We start from the raw sequence: 20,248 nt of genomic DNA on the forward strand, positions 1-20,248 counted from the left end.
GCGCTGAAAGCATCTAAGCGCGAAGCCCCCCTCAAGATGAGATTTCCCAGTATGTAAGACCCCTTGTAGACGACGAGGTTGATAGGTTCGAGGTGGAAGTGCGGCAACGTATGCAGCTGACGAATACTAATCGGTCGAGGGCTTAACCAAAATTCCTAAGAAATCTAACTTTACGTGAGTTTCGTATCTAGTTTTCAGGGTGCAAGACAGCCTGAATGTTTTTCGATGTTTCCTGGCAGAAGCATCAATGTTTGGTGATGATGGCGGAGGGGACCCACGCGTTCCCATCTCGAACACGACCGTTAAGCCCTCCAGCGTCGATGGTACTTGAACCGCAGGGTTCTGGGAGAGTAGAACGTTGCCAAGCATTGTTCCCTGATAGCTCAGTTGGTAGAGCACTCGACTGTTAATCGAGTTGTCACAGGTTCGAGTCCTGTTCGGGGAGCCATTGCTTCCATAGCTCAGTCGGTAGAGTGCATCCATGGTAAGGATGAGGTCACCGGTTCGATTCCGGTTGGAAGCTCCAGTAATTTTTATAGTAAGGCCCGTTGGTCAAGTGGTTAAGACACCTCCCTTTCACGGAGGTAACAGGGGTTCGAGTCCCCTACGGGTCACCATTTTCAAATCCCATGGAGGCTTAGCTCAGCTGGGAGAGCATCTGCCTTACAAGCAGAGGGTCGGCGGTTCGATCCCGTCAGCCTCCACCATTAACTTCATATGCCGTTGTAGCTCAACTGGTAGAGCAACTGACTTGTAATCAGTAGGTTGGGGGTTCAAGTCCTCTCGACGGCATGTTATTATTGGGGATTAGCCAAGCGGTAAGGCAACGGACTTTGACTCCGTCATGCCAAGGTTCAAATCCTTGATCCCCAGCCATTTTAAACTTGAGTCATTAGCTCAGTTGGTAGAGCACCTGACTTTTAATCAGGGTGTCGTAGGTTCGAATCCTACATGACTCACCATTTGCCTTTTTACAATGTGCGCGTATGGCGGAATTGGCAGACGCACTAGACTTAGGATCTAGCGGGTGACCGTGGGGGTTCAAGTCCCTCTACGCGCATTAAATCCTCAAGTATATTCATATACCTGAGGTACCCTGCGGAAGTGGCTCAGCGGTAGAGCATCGCCTTGCCAAGGCGAGGGTCGCGGGTTCGATCCCCGTCTTCCGCTCCAAATTAATATGCGCCCTTAGCTCAGCTGGATAGAGTATTTGACTACGAATCAAAAGGTCGGGAGTTCGAATCTCTCAGGGCGCGCCATTCTTCATTATAAGTTATAACGTATCGGGACGTAGCTCAGCTTGGTAGAGCACCTGCTTTGGGAGCAGGGGGTCGCATGTTCAAATCGTGTCGTCCCGATCATTTTTTCTAAACTACGCGGGCGTAGTTTAATGGTAGAACTTCAGCCTTCCAAGCTGATCGCGCGGGTTCGATTCCCGCCGCCCGCTTAAAGAAATAGCCACCTTCGGGTGGTTTTTTCTGTTTTCCAAGGATTAAGTCAGGGATAAGAGGTTCCTAGAATCTTACCAATACATTAATTACCACCGGAAAACGTACGGTTTTTTTATTTTAATACTATGTGTAGCGGTCAGATTGTGGTAAAATATTCTGAAATGAGTTTTTATAGCGACTAGCTTTTGCAGAGAGAAGCATTAATGCATCATAGTGAATAGATGGGGTGGAGAGTAATGGTAGAGAGTGAGATCGTCCTACAAAAACAAAGTACGAATAATCTGCTGCGCAGGGATGTTCGGTTTCTTGGACACATACTAGGCGAAGTTCTTGTACATCAGGGCGGAAATGATCTGCTGGATGTCGTTGAAAGAATTCGTGAAATGAGCAAGTCGTTAAGAGCACACTATGTCATTGAGATCTATGATGAATTTAAGAAAACGATATCTTCACTAGATCCGGAAATTCGCCATCAAGTGATACGAGCTTTCGCTATATACTTCCAACTAGTTAATATTGCTGAACAAAACCATCGTATTCGTCGTAAGCGTGACTATGAGCGCTCTTCTGGTGAATCTGTACAACCAGGTTCTATTGAGAGCATCGTACAAGAGCTGAAGAATACGCATATTCCGTATTCCGAGGTGCAAGAAATTCTTAAAGCGATCTCTCTGGAGCTCGTGATGACGGCACATCCAACTGAAGCTATGCGTCGTGCAGTTCTTGATATTAACCTGCGCATTTCTGAAGATATGATGAAGCTGGACAACCCTAATCTAACATACCGTGAGCGAGAGCAATTGCGTGAGAAGCTGTTAGGTGAAGTGCTTAATTTGTGGCAAACGGACGAGCTGCGAGACCGTAAACCGACGGTAATCGACGAAGTGCGTAACGGACTGTATTATTTTGACGAGACGTTATTCGATGTACTGCCAGAGGTTTATCATGAGCTTGAGCGTTGTTTAAATAAATATTACCCAGAAGACAAGTGGCATGTGCCATCCTTCTTGAAATTCGGTTCGTGGATCGGTGGAGACCGTGACGGAAATCCATCTGTGAGAGCGAATGTGACGTGGGAAACACTTGGTTTGCACCGTCAATTGGCTTTGCAAAAGTATGAGGAAATCCTCAAAGAATCGCTAGCGCATATGAGCTTTAGTAAGAACATTGTGAATGTGAGCGATGCGCTAATCAACTCGATCCAAAGTGATCGTGATGCGATGGGGAATGTTCAGGATGTTTGGCGCAATGAGAAAGAACCGTACCGGATTAAAACGACTTATATGATCGAGAAGGTTCATAATACGGGCAATGCAAATGTATCTGCTACACAGAAGTACAATACTCCTGAAGAGTTCATTCAAGATTTGCAAATCATGGAGGCTAGTTTGCGTGCGCATTACGCAGATTATGTCGCTGATAAATATATTAAAAAGCTGATTCGTCAGGTGGAGCTATTCGGCTTCCACTTAGCTGCTCTGGACATCAGACAGCACAGTAAAGACCATGAGAATGCGATGACGGAAATTTTGGCGAAAATGGGGATTACACCGGATTACAGCAAGCTTTCGGAAGATGAGAAGATTTCATTGCTCACGAATGTGCTAAATGATCCTCGTCCAATCACGTCAACGTATTTGGACTATACGGATGGCACGAAGGAATGCTTAGATGTCTATCGTACCGTAGGTAAAGCGCAGAAGGAATTCGGACGCAACTGTATTAACAGTTACCTGATCTCGATGACGCAAGGCGCGAGTGATCTGCTTGAAGTTGTTGTATTTGCCAAAGAGGCGGGCCTATACCGCAGAGAGAGCGACGGTACGGTAACGAGTACGGTTCAGTCTGTTCCTCTTTTTGAAACGATTGACGACCTTCATGCGGCGCCTGGTATTATGAGCACGTTGTTAGCGATCCCTGCTTACCGAGCTAGCCTTGACCCTGAAACACAGCTGCACGAAATTATGCTGGGCTATTCCGACAGTAATAAAGACGGCGGTGTGATTACAGCGAACTGGGAGCTGCGTATGGCACTTCAAGATATCACAGAAGCTGCGAAGAAATTCGGTGTGAAGTTGAAGTTCTTCCATGGTCGTGGTGGTGCATTAGGTCGCGGCGGCATGCCGTTGAACCGAAGTATTTTGGCACAACCAGTTGAAACGCTTGGCGGCGGCATTAAGATTACGGAGCAAGGTGAAGTCTTGTCTTCCCGTTACTCCCTGCAAGGGATTGCTTACCGTAGCTTGGAGCAGGCGACTTTTGCCTTGATCACAGCATCAAAGCTGTCCCGATCCCCACAAAGACACCCGCTAGAAGACAAGTGGGAGAATATTATGCGTGGCATTTCGGAGCAAGCGCAAACGAAGTATCAAGATCTTATTTTCAGAGACGCAGACTTCTTAACATTCTTCAAAGAATCCACACCGCTTCCGGAGATTGGTGAACTGAATATCGGTTCCCGTCCATCCAAGCGTAAAAATAGTGATAAGTTCGAAGATTTGCGTGCGATTCCATGGGTATTCTCTTGGACTCAAACGAGATACCTGCTACCGGCATGGTATGCGGCAGGCACAGGCTTGCAAAGCTTCGCTCAAGGTAATGAAAACAACCTAGCGGTTCTTAAAGAGATGTATGAGGACTGGTCATTCTTCCGCACAATGATTGATAATCTGCAAATGGCATTAGCGAAAGCAGATCTTCAGATTGCGAAGGAATACGGCAGCTTGGTGAAGGAATCCGCGATTGCAGAGCGTATTTTTAATCTAATCAAAGACGAGTATGAGTTGACGTCCTCTATTATTTTGCAAATTACAGGTCAGCAAGAGATTCTGGATAATGTTCCTGTAATTCAAGAATCCATTAAATTGCGTAACCCTTACGTGGATCCGCTTAGCTACATGCAGGTAGAACTGTTAACTGAGCTTCGCGCACTAAGAGAAAACAATGAAGATGATGCGATTCTACTTCGTGAAGTACTGCTTACCATCAATGGGATTGCCGCGGGACTTCGGAATACGGGCTGATCCTTTATGACAAAATAAGAAAAGCAACAGGATGATAAAGTCGGGGGGCTTGCAGCTATGCAGGCAACTCGGCTTTTCCTGTGATTACGGGAATTGCCCAAAGGCAGGAGGTGCGCGGCAGCATGGGGCGATGGTTGGCAATAGTCCTTGTTATTATTGGAGCTGCAAGCTATGGCTTGCTCTCCTCTTTTATCAAAATGGCTTATGATCAGGGCTTCACAGACGTACAGATTACGCCTGCGCAAATGACAATGGGGACGTTATTCGTATGGATATTAATACTTTTTCATAAAAAATCTTGGGTGAATCCCTTCAAAGGTCCGTGGATCAAGCTTGGCCTGATTGGTATTTTTGGACTGTCATTAACGACGGTCGTTTACAATATTGCGCTGCAGGAACTCGATGCTTCCCTATGTATTATTCTTCTTTTTCAGTTTACGTGGATGACGATCGCGATGGATTGTATCGTGAAACGTAGATGGCCTAAACGCATGGAAGGGATTGCGATTGCTCTCATTTTGGCAGGAACGATACTTGCTGTGAATGTGTTTGATACCAACTGGGGAGAGCTCAGCGTGCTGGGCATCGTATATGGTCTTTTATCAGCGTTAGCTTATAGTATCTTTCTATTTTTCACGGGACAAGTGGTGAGCACCCTGCCTCCGCTCATGAATTCAGCAATTATGCTTACGGCTGCATTGCCGGTTATGTATATGTTGTATCCGCCGACGATTTTTGTTCACGAAAATGGTGGCATGCTGATGCTGTGGGGATTGCTGTTAGGTTTATTAGGACAAGCTGTACCGACAGTTTCATTCAACATCGGGATACCTAGGATCGGAAGTACACTCGCTGCTTTGTTGGGATCTGTAGAGCTTCCTGTGGCTATTGTCGCTGCCTATCTGCTTATCGGAGAGCCGATTAGCGGATTACAATGGGGTGGGATGGCCCTGATTCTTGGAGGAATAATAATTTCTGAAAACAAATCGTAATTTCTGCGTATATATTAGTAGAGGGAATTTTCTATATAAATGGTAGTTGAATTGTCGAGAAGCCGGAGGAAAACAAATTGAACTTTGTTGAAGCACGACTGGCTAAGCTGGCCAGAAATGGGGATCGGAATGCTTTTGCGGAGCTCGTGGAGCTCTATAAAGACAAGATCTTTCATTTGGCTTACCGCATGCTGAATAACAAGCAAGAAGCCGAAGATGCCGTGCAAGAAACATTCTTGCGTGTGTATACGAATTTGCATCGCTATGATGAGAATCAGAAGTTTTCTACGTGGATTTTTCGGATCGGGACAAACTTATGCATTGATAAGCTGCGACGAAGAAAGCCAACGTACTCGTTGGATGCAGAAATGACAGATGGCGAGGGCAATGATTATTATGCCATGCTGCCTAGTGATGATGACACACCGGAGAAGCAGTTGATTGTATCGGAGACGCAGGCACAAATTCACCGAGCGATTGAGATGCTGCCAGAGAAATATAAATCGGTTGTCATTCTCAGGTATCTGCATGATATGTCTCTGCAAGAAATAAGCGATGTGCTCGACATGCCCGTGACGACGATCAAAACGCGTGTACACAGGGGGCGAGAGTACTTACGCAAAAGGTTGGAGCAAGAGGAACAAGTTGAAAGTACAAATCCTGTTCGAATTTGAAACATATTTGAAATCCATACGTATGGTATATCACAACATGCATAAGTAATTCTAACATTTGAAGAAAGGGGTGGCTGTATCGTGCATTGTAAAGAAGCCCTCCCGCTCATACATGAATATCTCGACGGTGATTTAACAAAGACTGAAGCTCTAAAGCTGAAAGAGCACTTGATAGCCTGTCAGGGGTGTCATAACACTTTCAAACAATTAGAGAAAACGGATGCTTTGGTTAGAATGCTGCCCTCCATCAAAGTACCTGATACGTTAACTGCACAGATTATGAGCGGCTTACCACCGATGAAAAAGAAGAACACTTGGACGGATTGGATTCGCAGACACCCTGCTGTATCGGTTGCTGTTGTTTTCGGAACGGTCATGTTCGGAAGCTTCGTATCGATGTGGGATGACGATCAGAATCTCATGGTGCAGGGAAGTAACCTTCAGGATGTCGTTATTCAAGGGGATACTGTGATTGTGCCGCAAGGGCATACCGTGAATGGGGATCTTGTTGTCAAACGCGGTAAACTGAAGGTTGAAGGCGATGTAACGGGGAATGTCGTCGTAATCGATGGTTCGGTCAACCTGGCCTCAACGGCGCATATATCTGGAGAAGTCAAACAAGTCGATGAAGCATTGAGCTGGGTCTGGTATAAATTAGGTGAATTCGCAGGTAAAATCACGCCATAACGGAACGTCCCCTTATAGCTGAGACTATAGGGGGCTTTTCTCATTTTTTGTATAGGAAAATTGAACCAATTCTCGCGCGGTGAGTCTAGATAAATAGAAGTATACCTAGGTTTATGTTATGATTCTTAAATAGAGAGAACTTTGTTAAGTCGCCTGGGGGAGAATACAATGGATTTGCTCACGAGCATCTCGGCTAAGGATATCGTCGATATACTCATCGTTAGCTATGTGATTTATAAATTGATCCTATTGGTGCGCGGGACAAGGGCCATTCAATTAATGAAAGGTATCCTCGTAGTTGTCATTATCTGGGTCATTAGTATTTGGTTTCAGTTAAGTACACTCCAATGGATGGTGAATCAAGCATTTACGTTCGGGGTGCTCGGGGTCATCATTATTTTCCAACCAGAGCTAAGAAGAGCCTTGGAGCAATTGGGTCGTGGGAAGCTATTCGGCGGCAGATCTTCATCAGAAGAGGATCAAGATGTCAACAAACGAATCAGCGAAGTGATTCGGGCTGCGAATTATTTGGGCAAGCGGAAGATTGGGGCCTTGATTGTTTTTGAGAAAGAGACTGGACTTACTGACTATGTCGAATCCGGTATTGCAATAGAGAGCAAGATCAGCGGAGAGCTGTTAATTAATATTTTTATCCCCAATACGCCTCTTCATGATGGTGCAGTCATTATTCGGCAAGGACAGCTGATGGCGGCGGGTTGTTATTTGCCCCTGTCTGAAAATCCTTTCATTTCGAAGGAGCTTGGGACGCGGCATCGTGCGGCGATCGGTATGAGTGAGGTTTCGGATGCAATGTGTGTAATTGTCTCAGAGGAGACAGGCCAAATTTCGTTGACGATGAATGGTCATATCGTGCGGGATATTAAAGAGGAATCGTTAATATCTAAGCTCTTTGAAGAACTGAAGCCGAAAACAAAAACAAAAGAAAAGAACCCTTTCTTGAAATGGAGGGGGCGTTCGAATGGATAAATGGTTACGTAATACGAATGTGGTACGGATTGTTGCACTTGTTATCGGGATTCTGCTATGGGTTGTCGTGCATATGGAAGAGACGAATATCTCCGGGAATACACCACTGCGCGAACGCGAGGAAACCATTAATAACGTATCGATTACAACGAAATACGATGAAACGCATTATTACATTTCGTCGATGTCTCCTGCGAATGTACAGGTGATTCTGAAAGGGAAGGAATCTTCCGTTAAGAAAGTAACGACAAGTAATTCGTATCAGATTCAACTCGATTTGACGCAGGTCGGCAAAGGCGACCATCAAGTACCACTTACACCAGTAGGGATACCTTCGGATGTTGATGTAGAGATCGTTCCTAGAACGGTTCACGTCGTCATTGAGGAGCTACAGATGAAAGAAGTACCTGTGGTTATTAATGTCAAGGGAACGCCAGCAGCAGGCCTCAAAGCGGGACAACCTATTGTGAAGCCTGGCAAGGTGTATATTACGGCACAGACGAGTAAATTGGATCAGATTGAGAATGTCCGCGGCGAAGTGTCTGTAGATAAAGCACAATCGGCGGTAACCAAGCAGGTTAGACTGCAGGCCTTCGACAAGGATGGTAAAGAAGTTACACTGAACATCAATCCATCGGTTGTGGATGTTGAGGTGCCAATTACAAGTCCGTTCCAAACGATTCCGTTGCAGCTCAAAATAAGCGGCGAACCGCCAAAAGGCTATGCGATCTCGATGGTTACGCAAACCCCTGATAAGGTAACGGTATACGGCTCGCAAGATGTCGTAGATCGTCTGGAGTTCTATCAAGGGCCGATACTTAGTCTGCAGGATCTGAAGGAAACGAAAGATTTTGCACTGGACATTCCTCTCAGGAATAAAGTAACTCAATTGGATCCTGCGAAGGTGACGGTCCATGTGGAGGTTGTGCCTTCGATCACGAAAGCCGTAGAAAATGTGCCGATTACGATCATTGGGCAAAATGAGAATTATGTCACCACAGTTACACAGCCGGCATCGTCTTCCTTAAATATTACGGTAGAAGGTGCTCCTACCATTATTGATCAATTGAAAGTTCAAGATATTCAAGCGATACTAGATGTAAGTAATTTGCCTCCAGGTAAGCATGAATTGACTGTTACTTTGAATATGCCTACCTATGTGAAGCTCGGGCTTCCGCAAGAAGTGAAGGCGATCGTTGAAATCAGCGAGAAAAATGTAAAAGCTACAAATCCTTAATGGGGAATAGAGAAAGAGGAGAATACAAAAATGGGGAAATATTTCGGTACGGATGGTGTGCGCGGTGTCGCGAATGGCGAGCTCACGCCAGAATTAGCTTATAAGGTAGGGCGCTGCGGCGGGTATGTGTTAACAAGACAGGCAAAGCATCCGAAAGTCGTGATCGGGAGAGATACACGAATTTCGGGGCCCATGCTGGAAGCATCCCTCGTAGCAGGCTTGTTATCGATTGGTGTTGAAGTGATTCGAATTGGTGTGGTGAGTACGCCAGCGGTTGCTTATTTGACGAAAAAGCTAGGCGCTGACGCGGGCGTTATGATCTCCGCTTCCCATAATCCGGTTGAGGATAACGGGATTAAATTCTTTGGGGGCGACGGCTTCAAGCTATTGGATGAGACGGAGCTTGAAATTGAACAGCTGCTAGATGCAGCTGTGGATGAACTGCCTCGCCCAGTCGGCGGCGAGATTGGTACGGTTTCGGATCAGCCAGATGCGAAGCACCTTTATCTGGCGTTCTTGAAGGAGACGGTGTCGAAATCGTTCGACGGCGTCAAGGTTGTTCTTGACTGTGCGAATGGCTCGGCCTATGAGCTGGCTCCTTTGATCTTCCGCGAGCTAGGAGCGGAAGTGATCACCATCGGCGCAGAGCCGAATGGGCGCAACATCAACGATGATTGCGGCTCCACCCACCCGGAGACGCTTCGCGCCGAGGTGGTTAAGCATGGCGCGGCCATCGGGCTTGCTTTTGACGGGGACGCGGATCGTCTGATCGCGATCGATGAGAAGGGCGATGAAGTCGACGGCGACTTCATCTTGAGTATCCTTGGCGATGCGCTGAATCGCAAAGGGAAGCTGAACCACGGCACCATTGTGACGACGGTGATGGCGAACATTGGCTTTTTCAAAGGGATCGAAAAAGCGGGCTTGAAGGCTTTGCAAACCGCTGTAGGCGATCGCTACGTGATGGAAGAGATGCGTAAAGGCGGCTACAACCTAGGCGGGGAGCAGTCCGGTCATGTTATTTTCCTAGACTACATCTCAACAGGTGATGGCATTCTGACAGCTTTGCAATTGGTGAATACCCTTGTTGAGACTGGGCGTAAGCTTAGCGATTTGAAAGGGATTATGCGTAAATTCCCGCAATTGCTCGTCAACATTCGAGTTGCTGACAAGAGCAAGTTGAAGGATAATGCTGTTATCGAAGATGCGATCCGTAAGGTTGAAGATGAGCTTGGCGATAATGGCCGCGTATTGGTTCGTCCATCGGGTACCGAGTCTTTGATTCGTGTAATGGCCGAGGGTCCAGACAAAGAGCAAGTTGAAGCGTATGTACACGATATTGCGAAGGTAATTCAAGAGCAATTGGTATAATCATAGGTTGCTAGTCCCTCATTTTGCTAGAAAATAGCGGGGTGGGGGATGAGGCATGCCAAAAACAGGTTGCATTGCCATGATAAAATGCATATGATGAAGTTACTCAAGAAGGAAAGGCAGGGCAGAGGTTATTCGCAACAAATAGCGCCAGAACTCGCAAGCGGGACGGAAATGTAGCCGAAAGGCTGCTACTACGCGGTGAGTTGACGAGGTGAAGGTGTTCGAAACATTCGGCGGGGACCTTCCGGCACGAGGAGTGCCGTTAAGTTGGAGAGCAAAATCGTTCGGGCGACCGGGCAGACAAGTATCCAACATCTATTAATGTTTTTTTGACATGTACACGTAATGAACGTCCTTATAGATTGTTTTTTTTGATTTGGCTAAAAAGAGAGATCCTTGACAAACAGCCCTTGTAGAAGAGGCTTATAAAAATATGGAGGTTGTAACTATGTGCGGTATTGTTGGTTATATTGGAAAGCGTAATTCTCAGGAGATTTTATTGGAAGGCCTCAAAAAGCTAGAGTATCGAGGCTATGATTCTGCTGGGGTTGCGGTGTATACGGCGGATGGTTTGCAAATTAAAAAGGCCAAAGGCCGTATTGCGAACCTGGAGTCGAAGCTGGGTGAAACGCCTTTGAACGGAAGCGTTGGCATCGGGCATACACGTTGGGCGACACATGGTAAGCCTTCAGACTTGAACTCACATCCTCACACCGATAATTCACTGAAATTTTCCGTTGTGCATAACGGGATTATTGAGAATTATATTACGCTGAAAGAAGAGTTAATCGCGAAGGGCCATGTTTTCGTATCGGAGACGGATACAGAGGTGATTTCGCACCTGATCGCGAGTTTGTACGAGGGAGATATCCTCAAAGCTGTTCAGAAAGCCGTGAAGTACATGACAGGCGCTTTTGCACTTGGCGTGTTAACGGAGTTCGAACCAGACCGACTCGTAGCTGTACGTCAAGCTAGCCCGCTTATTATCGGGATTGGCGAAGGCGAGAACTTCATTGGTTCAGATATTCCTGCAATTCTAGAGTATACACGTAACGTGTTCATTCTAAATGATGGCGAAATGGCGCTATTAACGCGGGATTCTGTCGAACTAATGACATTAGAGGGGAATTTTATTTCCAGGGAAATGTTCCATGTCGATTGGGATATTGTTACGGCGGAAAAAGCCGGATTTGATCATTTCATGTTGAAGGAAATTTATGATCAACCGAAGGCGTACCGCGATACGATGGGAAGTCGTATTTCACCTGACGGTAAGAGCGTTACGTTGAATGAGCTTACGATGACGCCAGAGGCGATTCGCAACATTAGCCGTGTGCATATCGTGGCTTGTGGAACGGCGTTCCATGCTGGTATGGTTGGGAAATATGTCATTGAGAAAATGGCGCGTATTCCGGTCGAAACGGATGTTGCGTCTGAATATCGTTATCGTTCCCCGATTATCACAAAGGATACGCTCGTGATTGTTGTGAGCCAATCCGGTGAAACGGCGGATACGTTGGCAGCACTTCGTGAAGCGAAACGTTGCGGAGCACACGTGCTGGCAATTACGAATGTTGTAGGCAGCTCTGTTGCGCGTGAAGCGAACGATATTATTACAACATGGGCAGGACCGGAAATTGCGGTAGCTTCGACGAAAGCATACACGTCACAATTGATCGCGTTCTACCTGCTTGGTCTACATTTGGCACAAACGCTGGGCACGCAAACGGCTGAGGAAATTGCTGAAGTAATTACAGCAATGAAGGAGCTGCCTGCGCAGGTTAGTGAGATTTTGGAGCAAGCGGAAGCATTGAAGGTTGTTGCTGAAGAGATGGCGAAGCATGATAATCTGTTCTTTATCGGCAGAGGGTTGGATTATGCAGTAGCTCTTGAAGGCTCCTTGAAGCTCAAAGAGATCTCTTACATTCACTCCGAGGCGTATGCAGCGGGTGAGTTGAAACACGGTACGCTTGCGCTGATCGAGGATGATATTCCGGTGATCGCGTTAGCGACACAGCATGAGCTGCTTGAGAAAACCGTGAGCAACATTAAAGAAGTGAAGGCGCGCGGCGCGAATGTGCTGGGTATTGCCGTGGAAGGTGAAACGGAGCTGCAGAAGTCGGTAGACAGCACGTTCATTATTCCGAAAACATTGGATGTGTTAACACCTGCTTTGTCAGTGATTCCATTGCAGTTGCTGTCTTACTACGCGTCGTTGGCGCGAGGAAATGATGTTGATAAGCCGCGGAACCTTGCCAAAAGCGTGACTGTTGAGTAAATAAATGAAGGGCTGTCCTAATACCATTATTAGGATGGCCCTATTTTTTTGTAATTGGAGTAAAATAATGAATACGATTGGTGATAACGAATAACTTTCATGTGAATTGATTGATGTTAGTTGTAACAAGTGTTATTCTTACAACGGTAAACTCGAACGCTATGTTCTTTCATACATTCTATTTTAGTTATAAAGAAAGGTAATACTATGATAAAAGTTGAAAACTTATCCTTCTCATTTCCGCAAAAAGAACTATATACAAACATTTCATTCACTCTTGAAGAGGGACAACATTGCGCTTTTATAGGAACAAGTGGCAGTGGGAAAAGTACACTGATCGATATACTGATGGATCCAGAAAGATATTTGTTTGATGGCAGGTTAGAGATAGATCCAACTTGCACAATCGGGTTTGTAAGTCAGTTCTCACAACCAGACAAAACGGAAGAAACAACTGTTTTCGAATATTTAGGAGAAAAATTTATTAAGATTCAAAATGACATACAAACGATTTGCACCGAAATGGAAACATCAACCGATATTGACTCGCTACTAGAAAAGTATCAAGAAGCTTTAGATGCATTTGATTCAATCGGTGGGGAAGATTTTGAAAGCAACATTAGTAAGAAACTAAATCTAGCAAACCTCATGAAGCTAAAAGATATTAGGGTATCCGACTTGAGTGGTGGGGAATTCAAACTTATTCAAGTGATGAAGGAAATGCTGAGTAGTCCAGACTTAATGATTATGGATGAACCTGATGTATTTTTAGACTTTGAAAACCTAAATGCGCTTAAAAATCTTATTAATTCTCACAAAGGCATGGTGCTAGTTGTTACGCACAACCGGTATCTATTGAATCATTGTTTCAACAAAATTATACACCTTGAAAACATGGAGATCCAAGAGTTTGATGGGCGGTATATGGAGTATAATTTCTCATTACTTCAGACAAAAATTGAGTTGCAAGAAATCGCAGTCGCTGAACAAGAAGAAATTGAGAGATACGATAACATTATTGATAATCTTAGAGCTATCGCAACGTATAATTCAGAAGCATCTAGAGGTAGAGCGTTAAAAGCTAGAGTTAGATTTCAAGAGAGATTGGAAGCGCGTAGAATTAAAGCGCCATTTGTAGATATCAAGCAACCGAATATCCATTTAGATATTGATAATGAAATGGAAGACGTCATTGTTATAAGTGTAAATAATTATCGTGTTGCCTTTGATGAATTGCTTTTAGAAAATGTTAACTTTGAGATAAAATCTACGGATAAAGTAGCCATTATCGGACCAAACGGTACCGGGAAAACGACGTTACTCCGAGATATCTTTACAAATAATCATGATGCAATTGAAATAAATGCTGATGTTAAAGTGGCTTATTTATCTCAGATTCAAGGCGAAGTGCTAAAGGGTTCTAATACCATACTAGAAGAATTCATCGAGGCTGGGTTTAAAACGTATGATGAGATTAGATTGTATCTTTCAAACTATGGCTTTGAAGGAGAAATCGTTAATCAAAAGATAGAATCTTTATCTGGTGGAGAAAAAAACGTGCTTCAATTGGCTAAAGTTTCTGCCAGTAAAGCAAACGTATTACTTCTTGATGAACCGACAAGTCATTTGGACACCTATACACAATTAGCACTGGAGAAAGCCATCGTAGACTATAAGGGTGCGATTCTCATGATTTCTCATGATTTCTATTCTGTTGTAAATGGTATGGATTATGTGTTAATCATTGACGATAAGACGATTAGAAAAATGAGCATGCGAAAATTTAGACAGATGATTTATGCAAGTCATTTTGATCGAGACTATTTAGAAAAAGAACAAAATAAAAGATCAGTTGAAATGAAAATAGAATTGGCTTTAAAAGATAATAATTTTGAACTTGCAAAAGTATTGGTTGAAGAGCTAGAAGAGCTGATTAAGTTGCTTTAATTAAAGTAGATAAATAGGCGTTCACCTCAATTGGGGTGAACGCCTATTTGCGTTAAATTTCAGTTTAATAATTTGGTTCTTTTTGGGAAGAATTTAGGGGGAATACTTTATGTAACTTGATGGTTTCTAACAGGAGAAAATCAATGAAAAAGAATTGGATTTTAATATGCGTAGTATCGGTATCATTGGTTTTCGTCAGCATTAGTAAGTTGGCAACCATCCATACGTTCGCTAATGACGAAGGAAAACTATTGGTGGATAAGGTCAACGGATACAGTCTGACTTATCCTAATTTCATGCAGGTAGACACTTCATTACACCCAATTCGAACCGTGTTGTATGATCCAAATACGAAGATTGAGATTTATTATGATAATTTTCAAGGAACGATATCGGATTCGAATATTTATACGAGTTACTCCAATCAAATGGTGATTGAGGATAAACATCATACGATAGAGATCGATGAGATGAGGATGTTGAGTGGGATGAACACCCATGTTCTCAAGTGGCATCGTACGAAATTTGCTAAAATTCCTAATGACCATAATTATTATGCTTCCATTGAAATTGCCAAAAACAGCATGGAGGTATACACGATTCTGATCAAATCCAGTCAACCGATTCACAATGAGTCAACTTTGATAAATAGCTTTAAAATCGTGGATCAAACGGAGAGCGCTACACTAAACACTCATTTTAAAGAGTTGCCAATCATAAGAAGTGATGAAACATTTCATGCGTACAATCAACATTTCAAAACTAATCCGCTCAGATGGGGAATTTTTCAGCCGGACGCGCCGGACACCTTTACAAATTTAAATAAAATAGAAGATGATGTTCATTACACCTTTGATTATCTGGTCCGATATAATTCCATCACCCATGAGCTGCCGAAAAAAGCTTTAATGAATGCATGGCATAATCACCGTTTGGTGGAATTAACTTTGCAAACTATAGGCAACGATCACAAAGCCAATTTCATATATGACATTTTAGAGGGGAAATATGAAACCTATTTTCAACAATATGCAAAAGGTTTAAAAGAGTTTGGTCATCCTGTTTTATTTCGACTGAATAATGAGATGAATGGGGACTGGGTGGGGTATTCAGCCTATTACAGTTCGAAAGACACTGATTTGTATAAAGCGGTCTGGACATACATCCACCAAATTTTCAACGAAAACGGGGTCGACAATGTGATCTGGGTGTGGAATCCGAATCATGATTCGAAGCCACCTTTTGCTTGGAATCACGAGTTGATGTATTACCCTGGTGATGAATATGTAGATGTGGTAGGGCTAACCGCTTATAACACAGGGAATTATTATAAAGTGGCAGGAGAGCAATGGCATACGTTTCAAGAACTGTACGAACCGCTATACAAGAGGTATGCGCAATGGTCTGATAAGCCTTTGATGATCTCGGAATTTGCATCAAGTTCCATTGGAGGCGACAAGAGGGCATGGATTGAAGACATGTTTCGTGTGATCCAAACGTATCCCAAGATTAAAGTTGCGATTTGGTGGAACAGCATAGATTGGGATGGGGAAAATCCCGCTCGGATATATAAAATGGATGATAATGAATCCGTAATGAATGCTATTCGAAGTGGATTAAAATTAGGGATGAATGAACTTTATTAATGATTGCCTACCCTTTGCATAGGGTAGGGGGCTATGTTAAAATGCAATCATGAAGGAGTGATTGTCATGACGGAAGAGAGCAACACACACGACATGTGTGCAACTTCAAGTGAACGAAAGAGCCACCATTCCGACAAAGCTAAGGGTAATCTGATCACCCGTCTGAACCGCATCGAGGGGCAAATTCGAGGGGTTAAGGGGCTCATTGAGAAGGATACGTACTGTGACGATGTGCTAAATCAGATTTCATCCATTCAGTCCGCGCTGAATGGGGTTAGCAAGCAATTGCTTGAGCATCATATGAAGAGCTGCGTTATCGATCGCATTCAAGAAGGCGATGAAGAAGTGATTACCGAATTGTTGACAACGATTAATAAACTCATGAAATGAGGTATCTGGAGGGCGGCATAACTCCGGATTCCATCGCATTTTAACCTTGACTCTATATAGGGTAGGGGGGTATACTGAATTCATCACATCAAACACATAAAGGAGTATGAAGGATGCAAAATATCACGTTAAAAGTAGCAGGTATGTCTTGTAACCACTGTGTGAATTCAGTTGAAGGAGCTTTGAAAACATTAGGTGCTGTAGGCAAAGTTGATTTAGCAAACGGAACGGTCCAAGTGGAATTCGATGAAAATGTGCTAACGCAAGATGCCATTAAAGAGGCGATTGAAGATCAAGGATACGACGTCAATTAAAAGAGGTGTAGATGATGGAGACTGCTAACGCAGCAACGGAGACTAAACAAACCTCACTACAGATTACCGGAATGACGTGCGCCGCCTGTGCCAACCGCATTGAAAAAGGGTTAAACAAGCTTGAAGGGATCACGGAAGCCAATGTGAACTTCGCGATGGAACGAGCAACGATCACATATGATCCGAGCCGAATTGATCTTGCCAAGATGGAACAAAGCATTCAGAAGCTTGGTTATGATACAGCGAAGGAAGCCGTTGATTTGCAGCTTGAAGGCATGACTTGCGCGGCATGTGCCCAGCGGATTGAAAAGGCCCTAAATAAATTACCTGGCGTAAGCGAAGCAACGGTTAATTTTGCGATGGAAACTGCGCATGTTGTGTACAATCCAGCAGATCTCACTGTATCTGATATGCAGAAGCGGGTGGAGAAGATAGGCTACAAAGCAGTCCCTAAACAGGAGCAAGGCGACCCATCTGAACATCGCGAACAAGAGGTTAAAAAGCAAAAACATAAGCTGCTGCTATCTGCGATTCTATCACTGCCGTTGCTATGGGCGATGGTGAGCCACTTTTCGTTTACCTCATGGATTTGGATACCGGAATTGTTCATGAATCCGTGGTTTCAATTGATCATGGCGACGCCGGTTCAGTTTTACATCGGAAGACAGTTCTATGTTGGTGCGTATAAAGCGCTGCGTAATGGCTCCGCCAATATGGATGTGCTGGTTTCACTGGGAACGTCGGCTGCGTACTTCTATAGTCTGTATCTGACGATCGATTGGTTGATCGGAGGCGCCAGTGTGCATCACGGGCCGTCTTTGTATTATGAAACAAGTGCGGTACTCATTACACTAGTCATTATGGGGAAATTGTTCGAAGCCCTCGCTAAAGGGAAAACATCGGAAGCGATTAAGTCTTTGATGGGGCTGCAGGCCAAGACGGCTTTGCTCATCCGTGAAGGCATAGAGCTCAACATACCCATTGATGAAGTGATGGCAAGGGATATCGTTCTTGTCCGTCCTGGAGATAAAGTACCCGTTGATGGAGAGGTGCTCGAAGGATCATCCTCTGTGGATGAATCGATGATCACAGGAGAGAGTCTTCCTGTAGAGAAGAAGCCAGGCGATGCTGTTATAGGGGCAACGATCAACAAGAACGGCATGCTTCGCATTCAAGCGACGAGAGTCGGGAAAGAAACTGCGCTGGCACAAATTATTAAAGTCGTCGAAGATGCGCAAGGCTCTAAAGCACCGATTCAACGGGTAGCCGACGTCATTTCTGGGATTTTCGTCCCCATTGTTGTGGGTATTTCTCTTGTCGCCTTCCTAGTCTGGTATTTCGTGGTGACACCGGGCGATTTTGCTGGGGCTTTGGAAAAAGCTATCGCCATCCTGGTTATCGCTTGTCCTTGTGCACTGGGTCTGGCGACTCCGACTTCGATTATGGCGGGATCCGGACGCGCAGCCGAACTGGGTATCTTGTTCAAAGGCGGCGAATATCTGGAGCAAACCCATCACATAGATGTGATCATTTTAGATAAGACAGGTACTGTCACGAAAGGGAAGCCGGAGCTTACTGATGTTTACGCAATTGGCGATGAAGCGGAATTTCTAAGACTTGTGGGTGCCGCGGAGAAGAATTCGGAGCATCCCCTTGCTGAAGCGATCGTGGCTGGCATCGGTGAAAAGAACATTGAAATACCGCAGACTGAAGCGTTCGAAGCGATCCCTGGATACGGTATTAGAGCTGTCGTAGAAGGGAAAGAGCTATTGATTGGCACTCGACGTCTCATGGAGATCAACAATGTAGATGCGAAGTCTGCTTATGACACGATGTCGAAGCTGGAGGAGTCCGGTAAAACAGCTATGCTCGTCGCTATCGATAAACGGTACGGGGGTATGGTAGCTGTTGCAGATACCATCAAAGAAACTTCACAGGCTGCGGTTGGCCGACTGAAGGAGATGGGGATTCAGGTCATGATGATCACTGGCGATAACGAGCGGACGGCTAAGGCAATTGCAGCTCAAGTGGGTATCGACCATGTACTTGCCGAGGTTTTGCCAGAAGGAAAAGCAGAAGAAGTGAAGAAGCTTCAGGTGCAAGGTAAGAAAGTGGCCATGGTTGGAGATGGGATTAACGATGCACCGGCGTTGGCGACGGCTGATATCGGGATGGCCATCGGAACAGGCACGGATGTGGCGATGGAAGCCGCCGATGTGACGCTGATGCGCGGTGACTTATCGAGTATCCCGGATGCGATCTACATGAGTCGTAAAACGATGAGCAACATCAAGCAAAACTTGGTCTGGGCGCTTGGTTACAACACGTTAGGCATTCCAATTGCTGCGCTAGGCTTATTGGCACCTTGGGTAGCGGGCTTGGCAATGGCGTTAAGCTCGGTCTCCGTAGTTCTTAATGCACTTCGTCTTCAACGTGTGAAGATTCGTAATTAATTTCCTTATAGAGCCCTTGATTCCTCCACCAGGAGGGACAAGGGCTTCTTCGGTTATACCGTAGATTCTGGATGACGCAGATGTAGCAATTCTGAAAGCTGTGTAGCCAAGAAAATCGGCGTATAGGGTAAATCATTGCGAAGCCAGCAGACAATCGTACCAATGATGGCCGAGGAGCCGTACCAAATCGCGATATCTTTCTGAACTTTCAAGGTTGAGGATGCCTCTAGCTTGTCTATTCGACTTGTAATAAACTCAGCGATTAGCTTCATAAGTCGTTCCGTAAATATAGGGATACGTTTGGAAGCGAGCAGTACCTTATAAAATTTTGAATTGTCCGCGATATGCTCAAGCATTTTGATTAGGATTTGTATGTTAAAACCTGGCGGGTCAGTAACTTCGTTTAAGATGGCTTTGATTTCGTTAACCATGTCTTCAGCCAACTTATCGCACATATCTGGAATATCTTTGTAATGAAGATAGAAGGTAACACGATTAATCGTCGCTCTCTCCGCGATGCGATTTACGGTTATTTTCTCAAGCTCAAGCTCCTGGAGTAATTCTATAAAGGCGTCTCGAATCAATTGGCGAGTGCGGAGTACGCGTGGATCCATTCGTTGTGATTTTGTTGTCATAACTTAGCATTCCTTCCCTAAAATTAACTGTACGACAAATTCCGCAAATACTGTGGATTATCTAATAGATAGGCTACACATCTTGTGAAACTGTAAACTAATAAACAATTATAAAAAAGCTGTTGCTTGTGAACATTAAGCTAGATGACTATAATACTAT

The 20,248-nt window shown here is 44.6% G+C and carries 14 protein-coding genes, 12 tRNA genes and 2 rRNA genes; 27 read left to right on the plus strand and 1 reads right to left on the minus strand.

The annotated features are described in order from the left end of the window. The 27 genes from AC1DVJ_RS03830 to AC1DVJ_RS03960 all read left to right on the plus strand — a co-directional run. Positions 1-150, plus strand: a 23S ribosomal RNA gene (locus tag AC1DVJ_RS03830); the annotation flags it as partial. A 100-nt stretch (positions 151-250) separates the two neighbouring features. Further along, positions 251-367: ribosomal RNA gene (gene rrf / locus AC1DVJ_RS03835) — 5S ribosomal RNA — on the plus strand. A gap of 5 nt (positions 368-372) precedes the next feature. After that, positions 373-448: transfer RNA gene (locus tag AC1DVJ_RS03840), tRNA-Asn, on the plus strand. A gap of 2 nt (positions 449-450) precedes the next feature. Next, a tRNA-Thr gene (locus AC1DVJ_RS03845) sits at positions 451-526 on the plus strand. Positions 527-542: 16 nt separating this feature from the next. Next, positions 543-617 (plus strand) — tRNA-Glu (locus tag AC1DVJ_RS03850). Between the two features lie 14 nt (positions 618-631). After that, positions 632-707 (plus strand) — tRNA-Val (locus AC1DVJ_RS03855). Between the two features lie 12 nt (positions 708-719). Then, positions 720-792 (plus strand) — tRNA-Thr (locus AC1DVJ_RS03860). A 9-nt stretch (positions 793-801) separates the two neighbouring features. Next, a tRNA-Gln gene (locus AC1DVJ_RS03865) sits at positions 802-876 on the plus strand. A 10-nt stretch (positions 877-886) separates the two neighbouring features. Beyond that, a tRNA-Lys gene (locus AC1DVJ_RS03870) sits at positions 887-962 on the plus strand. A gap of 18 nt (positions 963-980) precedes the next feature. Further along, positions 981-1,060, plus strand: a tRNA-Leu gene (locus AC1DVJ_RS03875). Between the two features lie 38 nt (positions 1,061-1,098). Beyond that, positions 1,099-1,173, plus strand: a tRNA-Gly gene (locus tag AC1DVJ_RS03880). Between the two features lie 9 nt (positions 1,174-1,182). Then, a tRNA-Arg gene (locus tag AC1DVJ_RS03885) sits at positions 1,183-1,259 on the plus strand. Positions 1,260-1,284: 25 nt separating this feature from the next. Next, positions 1,285-1,358: transfer RNA gene (locus AC1DVJ_RS03890), tRNA-Pro, on the plus strand. Positions 1,359-1,376: 18 nt separating this feature from the next. Continuing rightward, a tRNA-Gly gene (locus AC1DVJ_RS03895) sits at positions 1,377-1,447 on the plus strand. A gap of 240 nt (positions 1,448-1,687) precedes the next feature. Beyond that, positions 1,688-4,474 (plus strand): phosphoenolpyruvate carboxylase, encoded by a 2,787-nt coding sequence (ppc, locus tag AC1DVJ_RS03900; protein WP_477588502.1) that lies wholly within the window; start codon positions 1,688-1,690, stop codon positions 4,472-4,474. A 122-nt stretch (positions 4,475-4,596) separates the two neighbouring features. Beyond that, the gene (locus AC1DVJ_RS03905; protein ID WP_477588503.1) at positions 4,597-5,466 is read left to right on the plus strand and encodes a DMT family transporter; all 870 of its coding nucleotides are present in this window, start codon (positions 4,597-4,599) and stop codon (positions 5,464-5,466) included. A gap of 77 nt (positions 5,467-5,543) precedes the next feature. After that, the gene (sigW, locus tag AC1DVJ_RS03910; protein WP_477588505.1) at positions 5,544-6,140 is read left to right on the plus strand and encodes an RNA polymerase sigma factor SigW; all 597 of its coding nucleotides are present in this window, start codon (positions 5,544-5,546) and stop codon (positions 6,138-6,140) included. An 81-nt stretch (positions 6,141-6,221) separates the two neighbouring features. Beyond that, positions 6,222-6,827 carry a zf-HC2 domain-containing protein gene (locus AC1DVJ_RS03915; RefSeq protein WP_477588507.1) on the plus strand — a complete coding sequence of 202 codons (606 nt, stop codon included), beginning with the start codon at positions 6,222-6,224 and terminating at the stop codon, positions 6,825-6,827. A gap of 168 nt (positions 6,828-6,995) precedes the next feature. Then, a complete protein-coding gene (gene cdaA, locus AC1DVJ_RS03920) occupies positions 6,996-7,814 on the plus strand; it encodes a diadenylate cyclase CdaA (protein WP_477588509.1) in 819 nt (272 codons plus the stop codon). Then, the gene (locus AC1DVJ_RS03925) at positions 7,807-9,051 is read left to right on the plus strand and encodes a CdaR family protein (RefSeq protein ID WP_477588510.1); all 1,245 of its coding nucleotides are present in this window, start codon (positions 7,807-7,809) and stop codon (positions 9,049-9,051) included. Before cdaA ends, AC1DVJ_RS03925 begins: the two co-directional genes overlap by 8 nt. Before the next feature lie 30 nt (positions 9,052-9,081). Beyond that, positions 9,082-10,422, plus strand: a complete 1,341-nt coding sequence (gene glmM / locus AC1DVJ_RS03930; protein WP_477588512.1) for a phosphoglucosamine mutase — start codon at positions 9,082-9,084, stop codon at positions 10,420-10,422. A 451-nt stretch (positions 10,423-10,873) separates the two neighbouring features. Next, the gene (glmS, locus tag AC1DVJ_RS03935) at positions 10,874-12,703 is read left to right on the plus strand and encodes a glutamine--fructose-6-phosphate transaminase (isomerizing) (RefSeq protein ID WP_477588513.1); all 1,830 of its coding nucleotides are present in this window, start codon (positions 10,874-10,876) and stop codon (positions 12,701-12,703) included. A 207-nt stretch (positions 12,704-12,910) separates the two neighbouring features. Continuing rightward, complete coding sequence (locus tag AC1DVJ_RS03940) at positions 12,911-14,650, plus strand: ABC-F family ATP-binding cassette domain-containing protein (protein WP_477588515.1); 1,740 nt, start codon at positions 12,911-12,913, stop codon at positions 14,648-14,650. Between the two features lie 143 nt (positions 14,651-14,793). Then, complete coding sequence (locus AC1DVJ_RS03945; RefSeq protein ID WP_477588517.1) at positions 14,794-16,296, plus strand: glycoside hydrolase family 26 protein; 1,503 nt, start codon at positions 14,794-14,796, stop codon at positions 16,294-16,296. A 66-nt stretch (positions 16,297-16,362) separates the two neighbouring features. Continuing rightward, complete coding sequence (locus AC1DVJ_RS03950) at positions 16,363-16,686, plus strand: metal-sensitive transcriptional regulator (protein WP_477588519.1); 324 nt, start codon at positions 16,363-16,365, stop codon at positions 16,684-16,686. Between the two features lie 113 nt (positions 16,687-16,799). Then, complete coding sequence (locus tag AC1DVJ_RS03955; RefSeq protein ID WP_477588520.1) at positions 16,800-17,000, plus strand: copper ion binding protein; 201 nt, start codon at positions 16,800-16,802, stop codon at positions 16,998-17,000. A gap of 14 nt (positions 17,001-17,014) precedes the next feature. After that, positions 17,015-19,453, plus strand: coding sequence for a heavy metal translocating P-type ATPase (locus tag AC1DVJ_RS03960; RefSeq protein WP_477588522.1), 2,439 nt, complete (start codon positions 17,015-17,017; stop codon positions 19,451-19,453). A gap of 53 nt (positions 19,454-19,506) precedes the next feature. On the opposite strand, the gene AC1DVJ_RS03965 is transcribed toward AC1DVJ_RS03960, so the two are convergent. Next, positions 19,507-20,088, minus strand: a complete 582-nt coding sequence (locus AC1DVJ_RS03965) for a TetR/AcrR family transcriptional regulator (RefSeq protein WP_477588524.1) — start codon at positions 20,086-20,088, stop codon at positions 19,507-19,509. Positions 20,089-20,248 lie beyond the last annotated feature (160 nt).

It is taken from the genome of Paenibacillus sp. P4_A9, from assembly GCF_056402415.1.